21 protein-coding genes and 1 pseudogene are annotated in these 22,634 nt (G+C 73.4%); 12 read left to right on the forward strand and 10 right to left on the reverse strand.

Annotation, left to right across the window (positions count from 1 at the left end):
- From H1A17_RS35545 to rsmD, 6 genes and pseudogenes are all read right to left on the reverse strand, one after another.
- A pseudogene (locus H1A17_RS35545) lies at window positions 1-275 on the reverse strand (hypothetical protein); the annotation flags it as partial.
- 135 nt (window positions 276-410) lie between these two features.
- A complete protein-coding gene (rpmF, locus tag H1A17_RS13250; RefSeq protein WP_088646032.1) occupies window positions 411-584 on the reverse strand; it encodes a 50S ribosomal protein L32 in 174 nt (57 codons plus the stop codon).
- A gap of 5 nt (window positions 585-589) precedes the next feature.
- Window positions 590-1,153, reverse strand: coding sequence for a DUF177 domain-containing protein (locus H1A17_RS13255; RefSeq protein ID WP_145918341.1), 564 nt, complete (start codon window positions 1,151-1,153; stop codon window positions 590-592).
- A gap of 110 nt (window positions 1,154-1,263) precedes the next feature.
- On the reverse strand, window positions 1,264-1,761 hold the full coding sequence (locus H1A17_RS13260) for a hypothetical protein (RefSeq protein WP_145918340.1): 498 nt from the start codon (window positions 1,759-1,761) through the stop codon (window positions 1,264-1,266).
- Window positions 1,762-1,896: 135 nt separating this feature from the next.
- Window positions 1,897-2,382 (reverse strand): pantetheine-phosphate adenylyltransferase, encoded by a 486-nt coding sequence (coaD, locus tag H1A17_RS13265; RefSeq protein ID WP_088646035.1) that lies wholly within the window; start codon window positions 2,380-2,382, stop codon window positions 1,897-1,899.
- A complete protein-coding gene (gene rsmD, locus H1A17_RS13270; protein ID WP_145918339.1) occupies window positions 2,379-2,942 on the reverse strand; it encodes a 16S rRNA (guanine(966)-N(2))-methyltransferase RsmD in 564 nt (187 codons plus the stop codon). The genes coaD and rsmD overlap by 4 nt, the downstream gene beginning before the upstream one ends.
- Window positions 2,943-3,250: 308 nt before the next feature.
- Between rsmD and H1A17_RS13275 the strand changes: the two genes are divergently transcribed.
- The 4 genes from H1A17_RS13275 (at window position 3,251) to H1A17_RS13290 (ending at window position 7,041) form a co-directional block, all read left to right on the forward strand.
- Window positions 3,251-4,534: a cell wall anchor protein gene (locus H1A17_RS13275; RefSeq protein ID WP_194821989.1), complete on the forward strand. Its 1,284-nt coding sequence runs from the start codon at window positions 3,251-3,253 to the stop codon at window positions 4,532-4,534.
- Between the two features lie 99 nt (window positions 4,535-4,633).
- The gene (locus tag H1A17_RS13280) at window positions 4,634-5,476 is read left to right on the forward strand and encodes an ABC transporter ATP-binding protein (protein WP_145918337.1); all 843 of its coding nucleotides are present in this window, start codon (window positions 4,634-4,636) and stop codon (window positions 5,474-5,476) included.
- A gap of 8 nt (window positions 5,477-5,484) precedes the next feature.
- On the forward strand, window positions 5,485-6,246 hold the full coding sequence (locus H1A17_RS13285; RefSeq protein WP_145918336.1) for an ABC transporter permease: 762 nt from the start codon (window positions 5,485-5,487) through the stop codon (window positions 6,244-6,246).
- 30 nt (window positions 6,247-6,276) lie between these two features.
- Window positions 6,277-7,041, forward strand: a complete 765-nt coding sequence (locus H1A17_RS13290) for a MerR family transcriptional regulator (protein WP_145918335.1) — start codon at window positions 6,277-6,279, stop codon at window positions 7,039-7,041.
- Between the two features lie 77 nt (window positions 7,042-7,118).
- On the opposite strand, the gene recG is transcribed toward H1A17_RS13290, so the two are convergent.
- Window positions 7,119-9,323, reverse strand: a complete 2,205-nt coding sequence (gene recG, locus H1A17_RS13295) for an ATP-dependent DNA helicase RecG (RefSeq protein ID WP_194821990.1) — start codon at window positions 9,321-9,323, stop codon at window positions 7,119-7,121.
- A complete protein-coding gene (locus tag H1A17_RS13300) occupies window positions 9,320-10,939 on the reverse strand; it encodes a DAK2 domain-containing protein (protein ID WP_145918333.1) in 1,620 nt (539 codons plus the stop codon). The genes recG and H1A17_RS13300 overlap by 4 nt, the downstream gene beginning before the upstream one ends.
- Window positions 10,940-11,175: 236 nt before the next feature.
- Here H1A17_RS13300 and rpmB point away from each other — a divergent pair, with 236 nt between their 5' ends.
- Together rpmB and H1A17_RS13310 are read left to right on the forward strand one after the other, a co-directional pair.
- Entirely contained in the window at window positions 11,176-11,367 is a 192-nt protein-coding gene (gene rpmB, locus H1A17_RS13305; RefSeq protein ID WP_013284551.1) for a 50S ribosomal protein L28, read from the forward strand.
- A 111-nt stretch (window positions 11,368-11,478) separates the two neighbouring features.
- On the forward strand, window positions 11,479-12,732 hold the full coding sequence (locus H1A17_RS13310; RefSeq protein WP_194821991.1) for an ATP-grasp domain-containing protein: 1,254 nt from the start codon (window positions 11,479-11,481) through the stop codon (window positions 12,730-12,732).
- 63 nt (window positions 12,733-12,795) lie between these two features.
- Here H1A17_RS13310 and H1A17_RS13315 read toward each other — a convergent pair whose 3' ends face one another.
- A complete protein-coding gene (locus H1A17_RS13315) occupies window positions 12,796-13,257 on the reverse strand; it encodes a GNAT family N-acetyltransferase (protein WP_145918331.1) in 462 nt (153 codons plus the stop codon).
- Between the two features lie 22 nt (window positions 13,258-13,279).
- Window positions 13,280-14,218, reverse strand: a complete 939-nt coding sequence (locus H1A17_RS13320) for a thiamine-phosphate kinase (protein ID WP_145918330.1) — start codon at window positions 14,216-14,218, stop codon at window positions 13,280-13,282.
- A gap of 121 nt (window positions 14,219-14,339) precedes the next feature.
- On the opposite strand from H1A17_RS13320, the gene H1A17_RS13325 reads away from it, so the two are divergent.
- From H1A17_RS13325 to H1A17_RS13350, 6 genes are all read left to right on the forward strand, one after another.
- Window positions 14,340-14,573 carry an Lrp/AsnC ligand binding domain-containing protein gene (locus H1A17_RS13325; protein ID WP_088646044.1) on the forward strand — a complete coding sequence of 78 codons (234 nt, stop codon included), beginning with the start codon at window positions 14,340-14,342 and terminating at the stop codon, window positions 14,571-14,573.
- Window positions 14,574-15,203 carry a DUF3515 family protein gene (locus tag H1A17_RS13330; RefSeq protein WP_168222395.1) on the forward strand — a complete coding sequence of 210 codons (630 nt, stop codon included), beginning with the start codon at window positions 14,574-14,576 and terminating at the stop codon, window positions 15,201-15,203.
- 114 nt (window positions 15,204-15,317) lie between these two features.
- A complete protein-coding gene (locus H1A17_RS13335; RefSeq protein ID WP_194821992.1) occupies window positions 15,318-16,112 on the forward strand; it encodes an MFS transporter in 795 nt (264 codons plus the stop codon).
- A gap of 974 nt (window positions 16,113-17,086) precedes the next feature.
- Window positions 17,087-19,222, forward strand: a complete 2,136-nt coding sequence (locus H1A17_RS13340) for a hypothetical protein (protein WP_168222394.1) — start codon at window positions 17,087-17,089, stop codon at window positions 19,220-19,222.
- A 42-nt stretch (window positions 19,223-19,264) separates the two neighbouring features.
- Window positions 19,265-21,103, forward strand: a complete 1,839-nt coding sequence (gene pelF / locus H1A17_RS13345; protein WP_194821993.1) for a GT4 family glycosyltransferase PelF — start codon at window positions 19,265-19,267, stop codon at window positions 21,101-21,103.
- Entirely contained in the window at window positions 21,103-22,620 is a 1,518-nt protein-coding gene (locus H1A17_RS13350) for a hypothetical protein (protein ID WP_145918328.1), read from the forward strand. Before pelF ends, H1A17_RS13350 begins: the two co-directional genes overlap by 1 nt.
- Window positions 22,621-22,634: the final 14 nt, after the last annotated feature.

The following is a 22,634-nucleotide window of genomic DNA, read 5'->3' on the forward strand; positions in this document are numbered from 1 at the left end:
TGCTGGTCGTCGGGGCTGTCGCTGGTCAGGTGCAGGTGCATCCGGTGGGGCCCGGTGCGGTGCGGCCGGCCCGGCACGAACCGCAGGTCGGGTCGGGTGGCGCGGATGGTGATCCGGGTGCGTTGCGCCGGGGTCAGGGCGTCGACCACCCCGGCCGCGACCTCGGTCGGGCCGACGAGCAGCAGGTGCAGGTCCGGGTCGGCCCGCACCGCCCGCAGAGCGCCGTCAACCACGACGGCGGGAGCATCGTCCCCGCCGAGGAGGTCAACGGCGATCCGCGCGGTGCCCGGCTCCCTCGCCGGGCCGGCCGGAGCAGGCCGGCCGGCGTCGGAGGGAGCCGGGGCACCGGGCGATCGCCGGGGTGCGCGCGCCACCCGACCCGTGGTCGGGGGTGTCACTCGGCGTCCAGGTCAGACCTCGAGAACCTGGCGGCCGTTGTACGTGCCGCAGACGGAGCACGCCGCGTGCGGCAGCTTGGGGGACTTGCACTGCGGGCAGGCCACGGTCGCGACCACAGCCGCCTTCCAGTTCGCCCGGCGGGACCGGGTGTTGCTGCGCGACATCTTGCGCTTGGGGACGGCCACGGTTCCTACTCCTCTGTACGGTTCAGTTGCGACAGGCTCGCCCAACGCGGGTCGATCTGCTGGTGGCTGTGTTCGGCCGGCAGATCGTCCCGGTGCACCCCGCATTCGGGGCACAGTCCCGGGCAGTCCTCCCGGCAGAGCGGGTTGGTCGGCAGCGTGAGCACCACCGCGTCCCGCAGCGCCGGCTCCAGGTCGATCAGATCGTCCTGCATCCGGCCCACCTCGTCCTCGTCGGTCGTGATGTCCGTGGTGCTGTTCTCGTACGCATACAGCTCCTGGACGTTCACGGTCAACGAGTAGTCGATCGCGCGCAGGCAACGACCGCACTCGCCCTGGACGGGACCGGTCACGGTCCCGGAGACGAGCACGCCCTCGGACACCGACTCCAACCTCAGGTCGAGGTCGAGGTCCGCGCCCTCCGGCACGCCGATCAACTCCACGCCGAGGTCCGCCGGTGCCGGCACGACCCGCCGATGCGTACGCAACGCGCCAGGGCGACGCGGCAGGTCCCTCGTGTCGAGGACCAGCGGCGCCCTGGGGTTGAGTGATGAAGGCGAGTGTTTGGGCATAGTCAGACTCCGGCCGGTGAGAGGCCGACAAAAAAGGTTACCTGGGCGACCGCCGGGTCGTCGAACCGGGGGCGACGCCCGACCCGTCCGTCGGTGGGATGAGGTGCCGCTCAGAAGGGTAACGGGCGTTCCGCGTCGTCCCCACCGAAGGTGCCGATCTCCCGCAGCGCGTGCATCTTGTCCCGCCCGCGCTCGATCGAGGCCAGCGCCCGGGTGAGGAACTGCTCGAAGTTCGCCAGCGCGGTGTCGACGTAGTCGTCGACCTCCTCGCGCAGCCGCTGCGCCTCGGCCCGGGCCTCGGCGATGATCCGGGCCCCCTCGTGCTCGGCGGAGACGGTGATCTCGTTCACCGAGACCAGCCGGGCGTGTTCCGCCTCACCCTCGCTGATGATCCGGTCGGCCTCCCGCTTGCCGGCCTCCATGATCTTGTCCCGCTCCTCCAGCAGGGCGGCGGCGCGGCGCAGGTCGGCGGGGAGTTCGGCGCGCATCTCGTCGAGGGCGGCGATCATCTCGCCCCGGTCGACCATGCAGTTGTTGCGCGACATCGGGACGGAGCGCGCCTGCTCCACCATGGCGATCAGTTCGTCGATGCGGTCGAGCGGGTCCACCGGTACCTCACTCCTGTCGTTCGTCGGCCGACCTACATGATGCGGCCTGCGCCCGGCTTCGGCGCTGCACCACATGATGTCGTGCCCCGGCCACCACCGCCGCCACCACCCCGGCCCGACGCGCCGGCCGTACGGTCAGGGGCGCGGGACGGTCAGCCGGGCCTGGAGCGCCCGCCGGACGGTGTCGGGCACGTGGGAGGAGATGTCGCCGCCCCACTTCGCCACGTCCTTGACCAGGCTGGAGGAGAGGAACGAGTAGAGCGGATTGGTCGGCATGAACAGCGTCTCCACGCCGGCCAGGCCGATGTTCATCTGGGCCATCTGCAACTCGTAGTCGAAGTCGCTGACCGCCCGCAGGCCCTTGATCAGCACACTCGCCTCCTGCGCCCGGCAGAAGTCGACGAGCAGCCCCCGGAAGGACGCGACCCGGACGTTGCCGTACGAGGAGGTCACCTCGCGGAGCATGTCGATCCGCTCCTCGACGGTGAACAGGCCGCTCTTCGACTGGTTCACCAGCACGCCGACGATCACCTCGTCGAAGAGCCGGCTGGCCCGTCCGATGATGTCGAGGTGTCCGTTGGTGACCGGGTCGAACGAGCCGGGACACACCGCACGTCTCATGATCGGCGACCGTACCAAAGAGTGGTCTCGCCGTAACGCCGGCTGCGTCCGGCGGTGATGCCCCGCACCCAGCCGACCGGGCCGCCCCGGGTGGACCGCTCGACCACCACCAGCGCGTCGGGGGCGAGCCAGTCGTGCGTGACCAGCCCGGTCAGCAGGGCGGTGATCTCGTCGTCCGGCACCGCGTAGGGGGGGTCGGCGAAGACCACGTCGTACGGCGCGTCGCCGGGCCCGGCCGCGACCACCCCGGCCACCCTGCCGGTGACCAACCGGGCTGCGGGGGCGGCCCGCAGCGCGGCGACGTTCTCCCGGATCACCCGGGCGGCCCGGGGGTCGGACTCGACCAGCAGCACGTGCGCCGCGCCCCGGGACAGCGCCTCCAGCCCGACCGCGCCGGAGCCGGCGTACAGGTCGGCGAAGCGTGCCCCGTCCAGGTCCACCTCGGCGCTGACGGCGCTGAACAGCGCCTCCCGGACCCGGTCGGAGGTGGGCCGGGTGCCGCCGCCGGCGGGTGCGGCGATCCGTCGTCCGCCGAGCGTGCCGGCCACGATCCGGGTCACGGTCTGCCCCTGTGCATGCCTGTGACGCTACGCGACGGGGGACGCGGGCCGGCGACGCGGTGCGCCCCGACCGGGTGACGGCGTGATCACATCGAGTAGATCAATGATCTCATATGTATAACAACACTCCGGGTGCCGGCTGTGCACTGTGTCCGTATCGACGGGCCCACTAGGGTCGGCCCGGTGCCGGTGCCGCTCCGCCGGCCGGGGCGCCGCAACGGCGTCGTCACGGCGCTCCCGACGCATGCCGTGACCCGGCAACGCCACCCCCCGCCGCGCCCTGACGCACCCTCACCCCGGGAGTACGCGTGATCCGTCCAAAGCTGTCGCTGCGGCGACCGCTCGCCGCGACCGCCGCCACCCTGGCCGGCCTGGCCACGGCCCTCGCCCTGACCGCCCCGGCGGGCGCCACCTCAGCCTCACCGTCCCCGACGGCCACGCCCACGCCGACGGCGACCGCCACGCCGAGCGCGACGGCCACCACCGGGACCGGCGGGGAGCCCGCGCCGTCCTGCGTCGCCGCCGCCGACGCCCGCTACACGCACACCTTCGACGGGCCGGCGGGCAAGGCGTCGATCACCCTGACCAACGGCCCGCTGTGCCGGGGCGAGGAGCAGGACCTCGCCCTGGTGTCGTACGTGACGCCGTCGGCAAAGTTCGCCGTCCCGCAGTACGTGCTCGACAAGTCGGTCAAGAAGTTCACCGGGGTGGCCCCGGGCGAACTGGGCGTGGCCACCCTCGACTTCGCCGTCGAGGTGCCGAACTGCTACACCCAGGTCGACTTCGTCTTCGGCAGCAAGCTGATCGACCCGCTGACCGACACCAGCGACCGGTACGGCGACCGCAAGGTCGGCAGCCCGACCGGCATCGGCGCCCGCTCCACCGGCCCGCGCGCCTGGTACAACGGCGGCTCGGGCACCTGCTCGGCGGCGCCGGAGGTGATCGCCGAGTCCGACTGCGACGGCAACGTCGAGCTGACCCTGGTCAACCGCAGCGGCAACGCCGAGGCGACCTTCGCCATCGTCGGCAGCGGCGGCTTCACCGAGAAGGTGACCGTCCCGCTGCGCAAGATCGAGACCCGCAAGCTCAGCGCCGGCGAGGCGCAGGAGATCACCGTCACCGCCCCCGGCATGAAGGACTTCACCGGCGGCTGGCAGAAGCCCGCCGACTGCCAGCAGCCCGAGGTCGGCACCCCCGACGCCAGCTACGAGTCGAGCTGCGACAAGATGATCTTCCGGATCAGCAACCCGGAGGACGGCACCCCGCTGACCTCGGTGTTCACCCCCAGCAAGGGCGAGCCGAAGAAGCTCACCGTCGAGCCCGGCCGGACCGGGACGGTCAGCTTCCCGGCCAGCAAGGGGCTCACCGTCACCGTCACCGGTGACCTCGACTCCGGCGGCCCGCTGAAGTGGGAGAAGCCGAAGGACTGCCCGTCCACCGGTGGCGGCGGTGGCGGCGGCGACCAGGACGGCGGCCTCCCGGTGACCGGTGCGGCGGCCGGCGCCATCGCGGCCGGCGCGGCCACCCTGCTGGTGGCCGGCGGGGTGCTCTTCCTCGTCGCCCGACGTCGGCGCATCCGCTTCACCGTCTGACCCGCAACCCGCCCGCAGGGCGCGTCGACCGGCCGGTCGACGCGCCCTGCGCGGTTCGGGCTTGACCCTGCCGCAGCGTCAACCTCGCATGCTGACGCCATGTCCACGACAGAGTCGACGAAACCGCAGGCCCCCGGGCCCGCCATCCAGGTCCGGGGCCTGACGAAGTCCTACCGCGAGCTGCCCGTGCTGCGCGGGGTGGACCTCGACGTGGCCCCGGGCAGCATCCTCGCCCTGCTCGGCGCCAACGGAGCGGGGAAGACCACCCTGGTACGCATCCTCGCCACCCTGCTCCGGCCGGACGGCGGGACGGCCCACGTGCACGGCTTCGACGTCACCACCCAGGGCGCGCGGGTACGCGAGTCCGTCAGCCTCACCGGCCAGTTCGCCGCCGTCGACGAGATCCTCACCGGCCGGGAGAACCTGCTGCTGGTCGCCCGGCTGCGCCACCTGCCCGACCCCGGCCGGGTCGCGGACGACCTGCTCGGCCGGTTCGCGCTCACCGACGCGGGCGGCCGGCGGGTGGGCACCTACTCCGGGGGGATGCGCCGCCGCCTCGACATCGCGATGAGCCTCATCGGCGACCCGCCGGTGATCTTCCTCGACGAACCCACCACCGGGCTCGACCCACAGGCGCGCATCGAGGTGTGGCAGGCCGTCCGGGAACTCGCCCGCCGGGGCACCACGGTGCTGCTCACCACCCAGTACCTCGACGAGGCCGAACAGCTCGCCGACCGGATCGCCGTGCTGCACCACGGACGGATCATCGCCGACGGCACGCTGGCCCAGCTCAAGCAGCTCCTTCCGCCCGCCACCGTCGAGTACGTCGAGAAGCAGCCCACCCTGGAGGACGTGTTCCTCGCCATCGTCGGCGACGACGGACCCACCGCCGCCACCGACCGCACCCCGGACCCCGCCCGCCCCGCCGGCACGAACCACTGAGGACCCCGATGACCAGACACTTCCTGGCGGACACCGCCGCCCTGCTCGGGCGCTCGCTGCGGCACATCAGCCGCAGCCCGGACACCGTCATCACCACCACGATCATGCCGATCGCGTTCCTGCTGCTGTTCGTCTACGTGTTCGGCGGCGCGATCCGGACCGGCGCCGACCGGTACGTGAACTACCTGCTGCCCGGCATCCTGCTGATCACCGTCGTCTCCGGCATCTCCTACACCGCGTACCGGCTCTTCCTGGACCTCAAGGGCGGCATCTTCGAGCGGTTCCGGTCCATGCCGATCGCCCGCTCGGCCGTGCTCTGGGCGCACGTGCTGACCTCGCTGGTCGCCAACCTGATCTCGCTCGTGGTGGTGGTGCTGGTCGCCCTCGCCATGGGTTTCCGCTCCGGGGCCGGCCCGCTGGCCTGGCTGGCCGTCACCGGCATCCTGCTGCTGTTCATCCTGGCGCTGACCTGGCTCGCGGTCATCCCGGGCCTGACCGCCACCTCCGTGGACGGCGCGAGCGCGTTCTCCTACCCGCTCATCCTGCTGCCGTTCGTCAGCTCGGCCTTCGTGCCCACCGACACCATGCCCGGCCCGGTGCGGGCCTTCGCCGAGCACCAGCCGGTGACCGCCATCGTGAACGCCCTGCGCGGCCTGCTCGCCGGAGAGCAGGTCGGCGGCGAGGTGTGGACCGCGCTCGCCTGGTGCGCCGGCCTCCTCGTCGTCGCGTACGGCGGCGCGATGGTCGTGCACCGCCGCAGGGTCGGTTGACGGTGCTCCCGGGTCGGGCAGGCTGAGGCCATGTTGACGATCGGACGGCTGGCGTCGTACGCCGGGGTGACCATCCGTGCCGTACGGCACTACCACCAGATCGGGCTGCTACCGGAACCGGAACGCGACGCCTCCGGCTACCGGACGTACGACGCGGCGGCGGTGGTGCGGCTGGTCCGGATCCGCACCCTCGCCGAGGCCGGTGTGCCGCTGGCCCGGGTCCGGGAACTGCTCGACGCCGACGCGGAGACGTTCGCCGCCGCGATCGCCGGGATCGACCGCCAGCTGCGGACCCAGATCCGCACGCTTCAGGAACACCGGCGGCGGATCGCCCGGCTCGGCGACGGTGACACCCTCGCCGTGCCGGCGGAGGTGGTCGACTACCTGGACCGGCTCCGCGCCGCCGGGGTGCCGCCGGTCGCCGTGCAGGCCGAACGCGACGGGTGGATCCTGATGGCGGCCCGGTGGCCGGACGCCATCTCCGGGCTGATGGCCGACAAGGTGGCCCAGCTCGACAATCCCCAGGTCGTCCAGCTCTACCGGTTGATCGGTCGGATCGCCGAGGACTGGCAGGACGAGGAGTTGCTGCGCGAGACGGCCGACCTGATGGCCGAGCTGTTCGCCCAGGCGGAAGCCGACGGGGAACTGGCGATGCAGGAGGAGGTCACCCCCGATCCCGCGTTCGTCCGGTTGATGGACTCGTTCGCCGACGCGGCCCACCCCGTCGTCAGGCGATTGCGGAAGCTCGTCGCCGACCGGGGCTGGACCGGCTGGACCATCGTCGAGAAACGGTAGCCCTGAGCCGTCCCGCCGGGCGGTGGCACGCCCGGCCGGCGGGCCGCCGCCCCGGCGCACGCGCGCCGGGGCGGCGGTCAGCCCTTCTCCAGGTACTCCGCGCGTTCCTCGTCGACCAGGGCGGCGACCGAGGCGGCCAGGGCCGGATGCCGCGCCAGCTCCGGGTCCTGTCCGACCAGGGCCACCGCCTCGGCCCGCGCGTCGCGGATCAGGTCGGCGTCGCGTCTCAGGGAGAGCAGCCGCAGGTGCGAGCGGCGGCCGGACTGGGTCGCGCCCAGCACGTCACCCTCCCGGCGCTGCTCCAGATCCAGTTCGGCCAGCTTGAACCCGTCGGTGGTGGAGGCGACCGCGTCCAGCCGCTCCCGCGCCGACGAGCCCTCGGCCGCCTCGCTGACCAGCAGGCAGAGCCCGGGGGCCGAACCCCGGCCGACCCGGCCCCGGAGCTGGTGCAGTTGCGACACCCCGAACCGGTCGGCGTCCAGCACGATCATCACGGTGGCGTTGGGGACGTTGACGCCGACCTCGACCACCGTGGTGGCGACCAGCACGTCGAGGTCGCCGTCGGCGAAGGACCGCATCACGGCGTCCTTCTCGTCGGCGGGCAGCCGGCCGTGCAGGACGCCGATCCGCAGCCCGTGCAACGGCCCCTCGGCCAGCAGCGGCGCCACCTCGGTCACCGCCAGCGGGGGGCGTCGCCCGTTGTCGTCCTCGCGGGGCGGCTCCTCCTCGCCCACCGGTCCCTCACCAATGCGCGGGCACACCACGTACGCCTGGTGGTCGGCGGTGACCTCCTCGCGCACCCGCCGCCACGCCCGGTCCAGGAAGGCCGGTTTCTCGGCCGCCGGCACCACGTGCGAGGCGATCGGGGACCGCCCCTGCGGCAACTGGGACAGGGTGGAGGTCTCCAGGTCGCCGTAGACGGTCATCGCCACCGTGCGCGGGATCGGGGTGGCCGTCATCACCAGCACGTGCGGCGGCTGGTCGGCCTTGGACCGCAGCGCGTCCCGCTGCTCCACGCCGAACCGGTGCTGCTCGTCGACCACCACCAGGCCCAGGTCGGCGAAGTCGACCCCCTCGTAGAGCAGGGCGTGGGTGCCGAGCACGATGCCCGCCCGCCCCTGCGCGACCTCGGCCAGGGCCCGCCGCCGGGCCGCCGCGCCCAGCGAGCCGGTGACCAGCTCCACCCGGGTCGCGTCGTCGGCCGCGCCCAGCTCGCCGGCCTGGGCCAGCGGGCCGAGCAGGTCGAGCATGCCCCGGTGGTGCTGGGCGGCGAGCACCTCGGTCGGGGCCAGCAGCGCCGCCTGGCCGCCCGCGTCGACCACCTGGAGCATCGCCCGCAACGCCACCACCGTCTTGCCGGAACCGACCTCGCCCTGCAACAGCCGGTGCATCGGATGCGGGGTGGCCAGGTCGGCGGCGATCTCGACGCCGACGTCGCGCTGGCCGGGGGTCAGCTCGTAGGGCAGCCGGGCGTCGAACGCGTCGAGCAGGCCACCCGCCTTCGCCGGGCGCGGCGTCGCCGGCCAGGACGCCGCCCGCAGCTTGCGCTGCACCAGGGTCAGCTGCACGGCGAACGCCTCGTCCCACTTGAGCCGGCGACGGGCCCGGTACAGCTCCTCCCTGCTCGACGGCCGGTGGATCTCGCGCAGCGCGGTGCCGATGCCGACCAGCTTCCGGTCGGCCCGCAGTGACGCCGGCAGCGGATCGTCCGGCGGGGTGACGGTGTCCAGCACCACCCGCACGCAGCGGGCGATCACCCAGGTCGGCACGGCGGCGGCGGCCGGATAGACCGGGATCAGCGCCCCGGCGAACTCCTCGACCTCCTCGGAGGCCGCCGCCTCGCCCTCGCCCCCCTCGCCGAGCAGCACGTACTCCGGGCCGTTGAGCTGCCGCTTGCCCCGGAACTCGGTGACCTTGCCGGCGAACAACCCCCACCGGCCGGGGCGCAGCTCGCGTTCCCGCCACGCCTGGTTGCCGAAGAACGTCAACGTCAGCGTCCCGCCCGAGTTGTCGCCGACGGTCACCTCCAGCAGGTTGCCCCGGCGCTGCCGCATCGGGCGTACGGCCGTGCGCTGCACCTGGGCCAGCACGGTGACCTGCTCGCCGACGTCCAGCGAACGGATGTCGGTGTGCTCGCCGCGCTCGTCGTAGCGGCGCGGGAAGTGGTACATCAGGTCACCGGCGGTGTGCAGGTCGAGATGGCCGGCGAGCGCCTTGGCGGTGCGCTCCCCGACCAGCTTCGTCAGCGCGGTGTCCACCGTGGCCGGTTCGGACGTCGTCATTCGACCCCCACCAGGAGCGGATAGTGCGGTTGCCCACCCGGGTACGCCTGCACCTCGACGAAGGGCCAGCGCCGGGCCACGTGGTCCCGGACCGCCTCGGCGAGCCCGGCCGGGGCGTCCGCGCCGGTGAGCAGGGTGACCAGTTCACCGCCACCGCCGAGCATCCGGTCGACCACGGCGGCGCAGGTGTCGACCAGGTCGCTGCCGATCAGGTGCACCTCCCCCTCGACCAGGGCCAGCACGTCGCCGGGCCGGCACGGGCCGGCGACGGTCAGCGCCTCCCGGCTGGCGTGGCACACCTCGGCGTAGCGGCAGGCCCCGGCCGCCTCGGCCATCGCGATGACGTCGTCGGCGAACCGGCGCTGCGGGTCCCGCACGGCGAGCGCGGCCAGCGCCTGCACCGGCGAACGGGTCGGCACCACGCTGACCTTCACCCCGAGCCGGTGCGCCTCCCGGGCGGCGGCGCTCGCCACCGCCTGGGTGTTCGGGTCGTTGGGGAGGACCACCACCCGGGCGGCGGCGGTGGCCCGGATCGCGTCCAGCAGCTCACCGGTGGACGGGTTGCCCGGTACCACCGTCGCCCCCTCCCCGGCGAGGAGTTCGGCGATGCCGACCCCGGTCGCGACCACCACGGCCGCCCGGCCGTCGGTGGCGGGGTGGTCGGCCGGCGGGGCCTGGTCGGCGAACCGGGTCACCGAGATCCGGTACGGCCGGCCGGCGGCCACCCCCGCCTCGACGGCCGCCCCGACGTCGTTGACGTGGACGTGGACGTTCCAGGTGGTGGACCCGGCGGGTGGGCCGGCGTCGCCGACCACCACCAGCGAGTCGCCCAGGGTGGCCAGTTCGGCGCGCATCCGGGTCACCGCCTCGGGCGGGGCGTCGAGCAGGAACTGCACCTCGTAGGCGTACCCGGGAGAGCCGGTCTCCCGGACGACGGTCAGCGGCGGACGCACCGGGCGGGCCACCGGCGCCGGCCCGGCCGGGGCCTCCCCCGTGACCACCTCGACCAGCGCGTCGAGCAGCAGGCAGAGGCCCCGGCCACCGGCGTCGACCACGCCGGCCCGGGCGAGCGCGGGCAGTTGCCCGGGGGTCCGGGCCAGCGCGTGGGCCGCCTCCCCGGCGGCGGCCCGGGCCACGGTGCACAGGTCGTCGCTGTCGGCCCGCTCGGCGGCGGTCGCGGCGGCGGCGACCACACTCAGCACGGTGCCCTCGACCGGCCGGGCCACCGCGGCGTAGGCGGCGGTGGTGGCGTCGCGCAGCGCGGCGGCCAGCGCCCGGCCGGCGACGGCGGGCACGTCGCCGAGCGCGTCGGCGAGGCCGCGCAGGATCTGCGAGAGGATCACCCCGGAGTTGCCCCGCGCGCCGAGCAGCGCGCCCCGCGCCATCAGCCGCAGCGCCTGCCCGTGCGCGGTCGGGCCGTCCTCGGGCAGGGTGCCGAGCTCCATCGCCAGCGCCTGCTGCGCGGAGGTGAGGGTGAGCACGAGGTTGGTGCCGGTGTCCCCGTCGGGCACGGGGTAGACGTTCAGCTCGTCGATCTCGCCCTGGTGCCGGCGCAGCGCGGCGAGACCGCTCGCGCACCAGCGGCGTACCGCGGCGGCGTCGAGGGTGTCCAGCACGGCCAGAAGCCTACTGGCGGCGACCGACACCCGCCGGGGCCGGCCGGCGCGTGTCCCCGCGTCCTACGGTCCGCCCCGGGCGGGGTCGGACGGGCGGGGTCGGGGCGGGCGGGGCGGCCGGCGGGGGCCGGGACGGGCCGGTTGGTCCTGCCCGGGGGACATCGGGTAGCCTGGCCAGGTTGTCCGGGCAGCGCCTGCCGGCGACCTCATGAACGTATCAATCTCAGGAGTATCCCGTGGCTAGCGTGTGCGACGTCTGTGGCAAGGGGCCGGGCTTCGGCCACAACGTGTCCCACTCGCACCGGCGGACCAACCGCCGCTGGAACCCGAACATCCAGTCGGTGCGTACCCCGGCCGGTGGGGGCACCACCAAGAAGCTCCAGGTCTGCACCTCGTGCATCAAGGCCGGCAAGGTCACCCGCGCCTGACCTGGCGACACCTCCACCGCCCCAGCTCCGATCAGTACCGGCGGGCCGCCCGGCCCGCCGGTACTGTCGTGTCCCCGCAACCCGGTGGCCGACCCGTACGGAGGACGACCGTTGGACCTCGACCTGGGCCGTGACGAGATGATCGTCGTGGGTGCCTCGCTCGGCATGCTGCACTGGTTCGCCGAGGAACTGCCGGCGGGCAGCGTGGTGCTCGTCGAGGAGCCGGAGATCATCGCCCGGCGGGACGTCACCGCGACGGCGGCCCGGCTGCCGGTGGTCTCCCGGGTGGTGCCCGCCCGCTACCAGACCGGCCTGGACGTCGAGGAGCTGCTCGCCCGGGAGCCGGGGCTCACCACCGCCCGGCTGGTGATGCCCGGCCTGGAGTACGCCGTCGGTGCCACCGCCCGGCTCGCCGAACGGCTGAGCCTGCCCGGCGCCGGCCCGCAGGCCGCCGACGTGTTCTCCGACAAGCACCGGATGCGCCTGCTGGCCGACCGGGCCGGGCTGGCCAACCCGGCGTACGAGCTGGTCGACTCCCCGCAGCGGGCGGCGGCGTTCGCGGCCCGGTTCGGTGGCCGGTGCGTGCTGAAGCCGACCCGCCGCTCCGGCAGCCTCGGCGTGCAACTCGTCGGGGCCGGTGACGACGTGGCGGCGGCCTGGTCGGCGACCGCCGCCCCGGAGGCGCCGGTGGAGGCGGCCACCGACCTGCCCACCGAGGTGCTGGTCGAGCAGACCCTGGTCGGCTCGGAGTACAGCGTCGAACTGCTGGTCGTCGACGGCGAGGTGTGCTTCGGCAACGTCACCGACAAGCGGGTGCTGCCCGGTCGTCGACCGGTGGAGACCGGGCACACGGTCCCCTCGGCGCTACCGGCGGACGGCCGCGCGGAACTCGTCGCGGCGGCCACCCGGCTGGCTGCGGCGGCCGGCTTCCGCACCGGTGTGCTGCACAGCGAATGGATCGTCGCCGACGGGGTGCCGACGCTGGTGGAGTGCGCCGCCCGGCTGCCCGGCGACATGATCGCCGCGCTGATCTCGGTGGCGTACGAGTGCGGTTTCATCGACGCCTACCTGCGGACGCTGCGCGGCGAGCGGCCCCGGCTGCCGGCCCGGCCGTCCGGGGCGGCGGCGGTGGAGTTCCTGCTGCCGCCGCCGGGGACGCTGACCGCGGTCGACGGGCTGCGCGACGCCCGCCGGGTGCCCGGCGTGCTCGCCGTGCAGCTCGACGTGGCCGTCGGGGACCGGATCGGCGAGGTCACCTCGTCGGTGCGCCGGGGCGGGCACGTGCTGGCCTGGGGTGCCGACCCGGCCGAGGCGGCGGCCACCGCCCGGGCCGGCGCCGACCGGCTCCGGTTCACCGTCGCCTGACACCCGCCGGGCCGACGGTCCGGTCCCGCCGCTCCGACCGGAACCGGCGGGCCGGACGACCGGTCAGAGCGTCCGGCCGAACGACAGGCAGCCGGGGGCGTCGGCGTAGTAGCCGAAGTTGGCGATCCGCTCGTACCCCGCCGAGGTGTAGAGGGCGACCGCCTCGGGTTGCCGGTCACCGCACTCCAGGATGATCCGCCTGCGCCCGTGCCTGCGGGCCGACTCCTCGATGGCGGCGAGCAGGGCGCGGGCCACCCCGCGCCCCCGCACGACCGGGGTGGTGTACATCCGTTTCAGCTCGGCGGCGTCCGTGCCGTGGCTGCGCCACCCCGCGCAGCCGACCGGCTCGCCGTCGAGGTGGGCGACGAGGAAATCGCCGTGCGGCGGGACGAACTCGGTGTGGTCGATGGGGGTCTCGTCGCCGCTGCCGCCGTACCGGACGCCCAGGTCGGCCATGGTCGCCCGGATGAGCGTCTGGGCCACCGGCGAGTCGAAGCCCAGCGGCCGGATCTCGATCTCACTCACGGGTGAAGGGTACGACCGCCCCTTACCGGAAGTGATCCCAGCCGGCCGGTCCGTCGTACGCGTCACCATCGACGGTCACCCCGCCGCCCTCGACCACCCGGCCCACCGCCCGCCACGACGGCGGCAGCGCCACCGTCGGGGGGAAGGTGGCGACCAGGGCGTGGTCGTCGCCACCGGCCAGGATCCAGGTGTACGGGTCGACGCCGAGCGCCTGGGCGGCGTCGCGCATCTGCGGGGGCACCTCGAAGGCGTCCCGGCGCAGGTCGACCCCGACGCCACTGGCCTTCGCCAGGTGGCCCAGGTCGGCCAGCAACCCGTCCGACACGTCGATCATGGCGGTGCCGCCGAGCAGGGCGGCCTCCGGCCCGGCCGGGTAGGGCACCTCCGGCCGCCGGTACGCCTCGACCAGCACCCGGGGGGTGCGGAACCCCCGGGAGAGCACGGTCAGCCCGGCGGCGGCCCAGCCGGTGCGGCCGGCGAGCGCCACCACGTCACCCGGCCGGGCCCCGGAGCGGACCACCGGCGGCCGGCCCGCCAGGTCGCCGAGGGCGGTCACCGCGATGGTCAGGGTGGCGCTGGCGGACATGTCCCCGCCGACCACCCCCGCGTCGACCAGCGCCGCCTCGGCGGCCAGCCCGTCGGCCAACTCCTCCACCCAGGCGGTGTCCAGGTCGGCGGGGATGCAGAGCGCCACCAGCAGGGCGGTGGGGGTCGCGCCCATCGCGGCGATGTCGGCGAGGTTGGCCGCCGCCGCCCGGTGCCCGACGTCCCGCGCGCTCGACCAGTCCCGCCGGAAGTGCCGCCCCTCGACCAGCACGTCGGTGGAGGCGACCACCCGCCGGTCGGGGGCGGCCACCACGGCGGCGTCGTCGCCCGGCCCGAGCAGGCAGGACGATCCGTACGTCAGCCGGGTGGTCACCCGGTCGATGAGGCCGAACTCGCCCACGTCCGCGACACCCATGTCTTCCTTCCGACACGCTCGCTAGCTGCTTACCCGCGACCACCGATAGGGATCACGCCTGCTCCGTAGGGTATTTTCACCCTTCGGGCCGCCCCGGGCGGCGACGGACGGAGGTCGAGTCGTGGTACAGGCGTACATCCTCATCCAGACTGAGGTGGGCCGGGCGCGGGACGTGGCCGGTCTGATCGCGGATCTTGCCGGCGTGGTACGCGTCGACGCCGTCACCGGGCCGTACGACGTGGTCGTCCTCACCGAGGCGAACACCGTCGACGAACTCGGCAAACTGATCGTCAGCAACGTGCAGATGGTGCCCGGCATCACCCGCACCCTCACGTGTTCGGTGGTGCGCCTGTAAGTGGACGAGAAGACCTCCTCCCCCGAGACCCCGACCGACGTCGCGCCCGCCGCCGACCGGCCGGCAGTGGACCGGTCGACCCGGCGGGCCGCGCTGTGGGCCACCCTGGTCGCCGTGCCGGTGACGGTGGCCGTGGCGGGTTTCACCTTCGCCAAGCTCTCCCCGGACGCGCCGGTCGCCGCGCCGGACCCGTCGCCGACCAGCGCCGGGCCCCGGTCCAGCGCCCCGGTCGCGATGCCCGCCCCGGCGCTGGCCGAACGGCCGGGGGTGGTGTGCCGGGCGCTGGTGTCGCAGCTGCCGGCCACCGTGCGGGACCTCGCCCAGCGTCCGGTGACCGCCGGTGCCGAGCAGAACGCCGCCTACGGTGACCCGGCGCTGACCGTGGCCTGCGGTGGCGCCGAGCCGACCGTGGACGCCACCGCCGACGTGTGGACCGTCAACCGGGTCTGCTGGTATGCCGACGAGCGGTCGGACGCCACCGTGCTCACCACGCTCGACCGGGAGACCGCCGTCACGGTGACGGTGCCCCGGGCGTACGAGGGGGCGTTGCAGTGGCTCACCCCGATCTCGGACGCGGTGGTCGCCTCCGTGCCGTCGGGTGGCGACAGCCCGGCCGGCTGCCGGGGCTGATCCGAGGCCGGTGACGACGAAAACCGGTTGACGGCACCGATAATCTGATCCTCCGTACCTGCGGCTGGCCGTGGGTGGCGAGGGGGGCCTGTCCCCTCGCCACCAGGAGTCGCCGTGCGCCGCCCGCCCGCCCTCTCGTTCCTCCTCGTCACCGTCGTCCTGGACATGCTCGGGCTGGGCCTGGTCGTGCCCGTCGTGCCGGCCCTGCTGGCCGACGTCGCCGGGGACGCCGCCGCCGCTGCCCGCTGGTCCGGCCTGCTCGGCTCGGTCTACGGCCTGCTGCAGTTCGTCGTCGCGCCGCTGCTCGGACGGCTCGCCGACCGGTACGGCAGGCGGCCGGTCCTGCTCGGGTCGGTGGGCTGCCTCGGCGTCGACTGGCTGGCCCACGCGGCCTCCCCCGCCCCGTGGACGCTGCTGCTGTTCCACGCCCTCGCCGGTGCCTGCGCGGGCACGTACACGGTGGTCAACGCGTACCTCGCCGACGTGACCGCCCCCGGGGCACGGGCCCGCGCGTACGGGTTGGTGGGTGCTGCGTCGGGGCTCGGGTTCGTCGCCGGCCCGACCGTCGGCGGCCTGCTCGGCGTCGTCTGGCTGGCGGGTACGGCGTTCGTGACCGCACCCTGGCTGCTGTACCTGCTCCTGGCGGTCGGTGTGCTCGCCTCGACCGGTGGCGCCGCCGCGCAGTCGTGGCTGTCCCGGGTCGTGCCCGCCGACGGGCGGGGCACCGTGCAGGGGGCGCTGACCGGCGTCGGCGCCGCCGCCGAGACCGTGGTGCCGGTGCTGGCCGGTACGGCGTTCGCCTGGTCGCTGGTCCACGCGTCGCCGGGTCTGGTCTTCGTCGGCGCGGCGGTCTTCGCGGCCGGTTCGACGCTCCTGCTGGTCACCACCCCCGACCTGCGGCAGCCCTGACGCCACCGGCGACGGTGCGGGAAAACTGCGCGACCGGTGCCGCCGGACCGGCCGCCCGATGCGTCGAGTGCGGACTCAGCCGGGGCGGTCGGATCCGGTGCCTGCCGTTTCATCAGGTCGCGCCGACCGACTGGCGGCGGCGCACATCCACTCCTGCATTTGCGTACCGTGGAAGTTCCACGAAATCGATCGGGGAAGCAAAACGATTTGGCCGGGGAGGCGTTGATAGCGGGGACAGCGGACGGCTTCCATTGACTGGGAATGGGCAACTCCTGACGCTGGGAACCGCTTCCGCCGAAACTGGCTGATTCGACGGTCAGCGCTGTGGTATTCGCCATTTCCGGACGGGTTCACCCGCCGTCCCGGTCCCAGAAAGTCAACATTCTCCACGATGTGCCGTCGATCAAGCGATTGCCCGACAAAAGGCGCAGGCCGCCCCCGGTGGCACCTTCGCCGAAGGTCTCCCACCTGGGAAAACGTCGAGTTCGACCGACTCCGGCACGACCTGCGGGCGGCGCTGCGGCCGGCACCAGCCGAAGGGACGGGCGGGCAATCGGCTGATCGGTGGGCCAGCATGGACTGATCGGCCACTCTTGCCGCACCTCAATTGGTCCGACCGGAGCGAATGGCCGATGCGCGCGACGTTCCACACCCGACCGCCGACCACATTCTGGCCACCTGCGGCTACAGCGGTGTGAAGTGAACGTGAATGAGGTGTTTCGATCACTTCGGAAAAGAGCACGTCAGCGCACCTGACGCCGACCGGCAACATCACCAAGATCAGCGCAAAGCGCGTTACCGGAAGGCGACTTCGTACGCACGGCACTAACACCCGACCCCGCTTGCGTCAATGCTCCACATGCGACAGGATCATGCGCGGAATCCGCACGAACAATTGCTAGCCTTCGATGGCAACCCCGCCGTCCATACAGGATCGGCGGCATTGTTCACATCTCCTCATCGGAGGTCACCAGATGGTCCACACCGGACCTGCGCGCCGTCGCGCGAACCGATTCGCCCTCGCCGGGCTGACCGCACTCACGGTCCTGCTCGGCACCCAGACCCCGGGCCTCGCCCAGCCGCCGGCCGCGCCGGGCACGCTGGCCCAGCCGCCGAGCGCACCCGGCCTCGGCCAGATCGCGAGCAAGAAGGAGGCCCGTCCCGGCCCGCTGCCCACCCGGGCCGGCACCGTCAAGGTCGCCCCGTCACCGACGGGTGCCCGCAGCGGCGGCGTGGGCACCCAGGCGATCAACGACAAGGTCGCGCTGAAGGCGCTGATCCTGGCCACCGACCCGGCGGACTTCGGCGTGGCCACGCTCACCACCACCCTCAACCGGGTCGGCGCGAGCTACGACATCCTCTACACCACCACCCAGACGATCTCGGCGAGCACGCTGGTCGACGGCAACGGGGTGGGCAAGTACAACGCGGTCCTGCTCACCAACAGCATGCAGCTCTACGAGTCGGGCGGTAACTACCTCAGCGGCCTGACCAGCACGGAGTGGAACACCCTCTGGGCCTACGAGCGCAACTTCGAGGTGCGCCAGGTCGCCCTCTACACCAGCTACGGCACCTGGCCGGAGGACTACTGCCTCAACTCCGCAGGTGAGGGCGCGGTCGGTGAGACCCCGCTGCCCGTCTCGCTGACCAGCAGCGGCGCGGCGGTCTTCGACTACCTGAAGAGCACCGCCCAGATCCCGATCACCCAGTCGTACGTCTACCGCACCTCGATCCGGGCCGGCTGCAACGCCCAGGCCCTGATGACCAACGGCTCCGACGTGCTGGCGGTGAGCACCACGTCGACCGACGGCCGGGAGCGGATCGCGCTGACCTTCACCGCGAACCAGTACCTCCTCCACGCGGACCTGCTGGTCTACGGCCTGTTCCGGTGGGCGACCAAGGGCCTGTTCCTCGGTGAGCAGAAGCACCACCTCAACGTCGACATCGACGACTGGTTCGCCGCCTCGGCCCACTACATGGACGACGGGACCGTCGACTACGGCCCCGCGATCCGGGTCACCGGGCACGACGCGGTCAACCTCGACGCGAAGCAGACCGCGCTGCGCACCGCGCACCCGCTGGCCTCGGGCTTCACCTTCAACATCCCCTACAACGGCGCGCAGATCGACCCGTTTGCCGGCAACACGTGCAGCCCCAACGGGGATGCCAACACCCTCACCGCCACCACGAAGTGCCTGAAGAACAACTTCCGGTGGATCAACCACACGTTGAGCCACCCGGCGCTGAACACCACGGACTACGCCACCAACCACGAAGAGATCAGCGAGAACCAGACCGCGGGCACCGCCATCGGGCTGAACCCGCCGGCCACCGTGCTCAAGACCCCCGAGTACTCCGGCCTCGGCGTCTACAACAACTCCAGCGGCGTGCTCACCGACCACGGCCTCACCGCGTCCAACCCGGACCTGATCGAGGCGGCCGGGGACCTCGGCATCACCACGCTGGCCGGCAACATGTCGTTCGCCAGCCACGTGCCGGCGAACTTCAACGGGTCCACCGCGCACCCGATGGACCCGAGCATCGCGGTGGTGCCGTGCTGGCCGACGAACATCGCCTACCACACCACCAACCAGGCGGAGGAGGCGCACTTCTACAACTCCTTCTACGGCCCGAACGGCCTCTTCCCGTACTGGCCCACCGACCGCACCTACGCCCAGGTCCTGGACTACGAGTCCACGGTGGGGTTGCAGCACGTGTCGTCCGGCTCGATCTACTCGCACACGTTCCACATCGCCAACGTGCGTGACTACGGCTCGGGCGACAGCCTGCTCACCGACTGGGTCGGCGCGGTGCTGACCAAGTACGACTCGCTCTACTCGGTGCCGCTGCTCAACTCGGCGTGGACCGACATCGCCGCCTACACCCGGACCCGCACGGCCCACTTCGCGGCGCTGACCGCCGGGGCGTCGGCGATCTACGACCGGACCACCGGGGAGATCACGGTGACCTCGCCGGCCGCCGGCTCGCTGCAACTCGGTGGCGTGGCCGCGTCCACCGCCGGCGCCGGCACCTACGGCACCGACGTCACCGTCCCGGTGACGCTGGCGGCGAACACCGCCGTGACGTTCACCGCCGCTCCCCGCGCGTAGCGCGGGACGGCTCAGACAAGCACAGAGGAACGGGGGAAACCGGTGCGGATCGCGCTGGTCTCGGAGGGCACCTACCCGTACGCGATGGGTGGGGTGAGCATCTGGTGCGAACAGCTCATCCGGGGAATGCCGGACTACCGGTGGGAGGTCGTGGCGCTCACCGTGGACGGCACCGAGGAGCCGGTGTTCGACCGGCCGGCCAACCTCGACCGCGTGCACTCGATCCCGTTGTGGGGCGGCCGGCCGACAGGCCGCCGCCCCCGGCGGGGGGTGCTGGTCCCCTCCGGGCGGCCCGGCACCGAGTTCATGCAGTCCTACGAGGTGTTCCTGCGCGCCCTGGTCACCCCCCTGGAGTCGACCCGCTCCCAGGCCGGGGCGGTCAACCGGAGCACCTTCCTGCTCGCCCTGCGCGGCATGTTCGAGTACGCCTCCGGCGGCGGTGACCTGGGCGCTGCCCTGCTGTCCAACGAGGCGCTGCGGATGATGCTGGAGGCCTGGCACACGCTGCGGGTCGAGGAGACCGGACCCGCGCCCACCGTCGCCGACGCGCTGGAGGCGGCCTGGCTCATCTCGCACATGCTCCGGCCGTTGAGCGCGCCACCGGTCCGCGCCGACATCGTGCACTCGTCGATGAACGGTCTCGCCACGCTCGTCGGGATGGCGGCCACCTGGACGTACGGCACCCCGCTGGTGCTCTCGGAGCACGGCATCTACCTGCGCGAACGCTACATCTCCTACCTGCACGACGACGCGCCGCACCCGGTCCGGGTGCTGGTGCTGAGCTTCTTCCGCTCGCTCGCCGGTGCGGCCTACCTGATCACCGGCGCGCTCGCCCCGCACTCGCAGTACAACCGGCGCTGGCAGCTGCACAACGGCGCCGACCCCGAGCGGATGTGGACGATGTACAACGGCGTCGACCCGGACGAGTTCCCGCCCGCCGCCGGCGAGCCGGACGTGCCGACCATCTCGTTCATGGGCCGGATCGACCCGCTGAAGGACCTGCACACCCTGATCCGGGCGTTCGCGCTGGTCCGGGCCGAGATCCCGAACGCCCGGCTGCGCATCTTCGGCGGCACGCCGGCCGCCAACAAGGTCTACCACGAAAGCTGCGAGGCGCTGATCGACGAACTCGGGCTGACCGGCCACGCCGTCCTGGAGGGGCGGGTCGGCAGCGCCGTCGAGGCGTATCACGCGGGCAGCCTGGTGGCGCTGACCAGCATCTCCGAGGGCTTCCCCTACACCGTGGTGGAGGCGATGGCGTGCGGCCGGCCGACGGTGTGCACCAACGTCGGCGGGGTCGCCGAGGCGGTCGGTGACACCGGCTTCGTCGTCGCGCCGCGCGACGTCGCCGCGATCGCCGCCGCCTGCGTCAGGATGCTCAACGACCGGGAGCTGCGGCTGCGGCTGGGGGCGACCGCCCGGGAACGGGTGCTGGAGCGGTTCACCCTGCAACGGTCGTTGCAGGCGTACCGCGACATCTACGAGGGGCTGGCCGCGCCGCGCGGGACGTCGCCCGCGCCGAAGCACCTGCGCGGTCAGGCCCAGGGCTTCGTCCGGGTCCCGAACCGGCCGACCCGGCCCGGGGTGGCGTCCGTCACCGCCCGCCCCGCCGCGCCCACGGTCCGGCCCGAGGTGGCCCCCGTCGCCATGCCGCCGGCCGCCGTCCGCCCCGAGCCGACGCCCGCCGCCGTCCGGCCCGAGGTGTCGCCGCTGGCCGGGCGGGTGCCCCGCCAGCGGGGGCCCGAGCAGTACTCGGCGGCGGCGTACCGGACCCGCCACGACCCGAACTCGGCCGCGCCGGAGCTGCCGCAGCCGGCCGCGCCGGGGCCGGACGACGACGAAACCACGATCGCCATCATGCGTACCACCGGTGGCCGCTGATGACCGAGGCCACCGACCCGGACGTCACCGATCCGTTGTTCCGCCCCGTCGCCACGATGACGACCGAGCCGGGGCCGTCCGACAGCCCCGAACGCACCATCCTGCTGCCCCGGATCTCCACCGACCCGGTGGACGACCTGGTCGAGCGGGTCCGGCCCCGGTTGGTCCGCGCGGTGGACGCGCTCCAGGTCGCCGCCGCCCTGGAGGCGGACGGGCACACCGACCGGGGCGCCCAGGTCGAGTACGGCTACCGCGACGTCTTCGTCCTCGCCTCCGAGGTGTTCCGACGGTTGGGCCCGGCCCCGGCGGTCGAGCAGCGGCCGGCCGCCACGCCGGGGGCCGGCCGGGACCGGCGGGGCGACCTGCGGACGATCTCCCACGGCCTGCTGTACGTGCTGCCGAGCGCCGCGTTCCCGGCCGTCCTGTCGGTGGTGGGACGCTCGGGACTGGTGGCCGGGATGATCCTCGCCGGCACGGTCGGCTGGGTCTGGTCGGGGGTGGTCGCCTACGCGGCGTTCCGCCTGCTCGGCCTGGGCCGGGCCCGCTCGGCCAGCCGGGTGCTGCGGATCGCCGCCCTGACCGCTGTGCTGCTCGGCCTGGCCACCGGTGCCCTGATGCTGCCGTACGGCGGGCTGCCGCTGGCCGCGATGATGGTCTGCCAACTGGCCTACCAGCTGGCCAGCACGCTGCTGATCTTCTACCGGCGAGAGGGGTGGCTGGCCGCCGCGCTGGTCCCGGCCGTCCTGGCCAGCGGGGTGTTCCTGGTCGACGGCGGGGTGACGGCACGGCGCTGGGCGGTGGGCGCGGCGGCCCTCGGCGTGCTGGCCGCGTTCGTCGCCGGGCTGTGGGCCACCCGGGCCGCCGCCCGGTCGACGGAGCCGGCCCCCCGCGACCCGCTCTGGCCGGCGCGGCCCGCCCTGCTCGGCGTCGCCGGGTACGGGCTCTGCTCGGCGACGCTGCTCTTCCACGCGCAGGCGCCCTACCTGCTGGGTCAGTGGGACGTCGCGGCGTCGGCGGTGCCGCTGATCCTGTCCATGGGGTTCGTCGAGTGGCGGACCAGCCGGTTCTGGGCGAGCGGGGTCGCCCTGTCCCGGCGGGCCCGGCTCCCGCGCGCCTTCGTCGTCGGGATCTGGCGCACCATCGGCCGGGAGGTCGCGTTCTGCCTCGCGGTGCCGGCGGTGCTCGGGGTGCTGCTGCTCGTCGCGCTCGGCCGGGCCGGCGTGCTGTCCACCGCCGGGGTGGTGATGACGGCCGCCCACGTCGCTCTCGCCGGGGCGTACTACCTGGCGTTCCTGCTGGCCGGTCAGGGCCGGTACGGCTGGCTGTGCCTGTCGATGACCGTCGTGATCGTGCTGCACGTCGGCGTCGGCGCGCTGCTCGGCGTCGCCCCGCTGCTCGGGCAGGTCGGCGGCGCGGTCACCGACACCTCGCTCTACCTGGGCAGCGTGCTGCTGCTCCAGGCGCTGTTCGCGCTCGGTCTGGTTCCGGTGATCGGGCAGGTTCGGCACTACCGATAGTCCACTTGAGACCT

It is taken from the genome of Micromonospora sp. S-DT3-3-22, assembly GCF_015354745.1.
Lineage (GTDB): Bacteria > Actinomycetota > Actinomycetes > Mycobacteriales > Micromonosporaceae > Micromonospora > Micromonospora wenchangensis.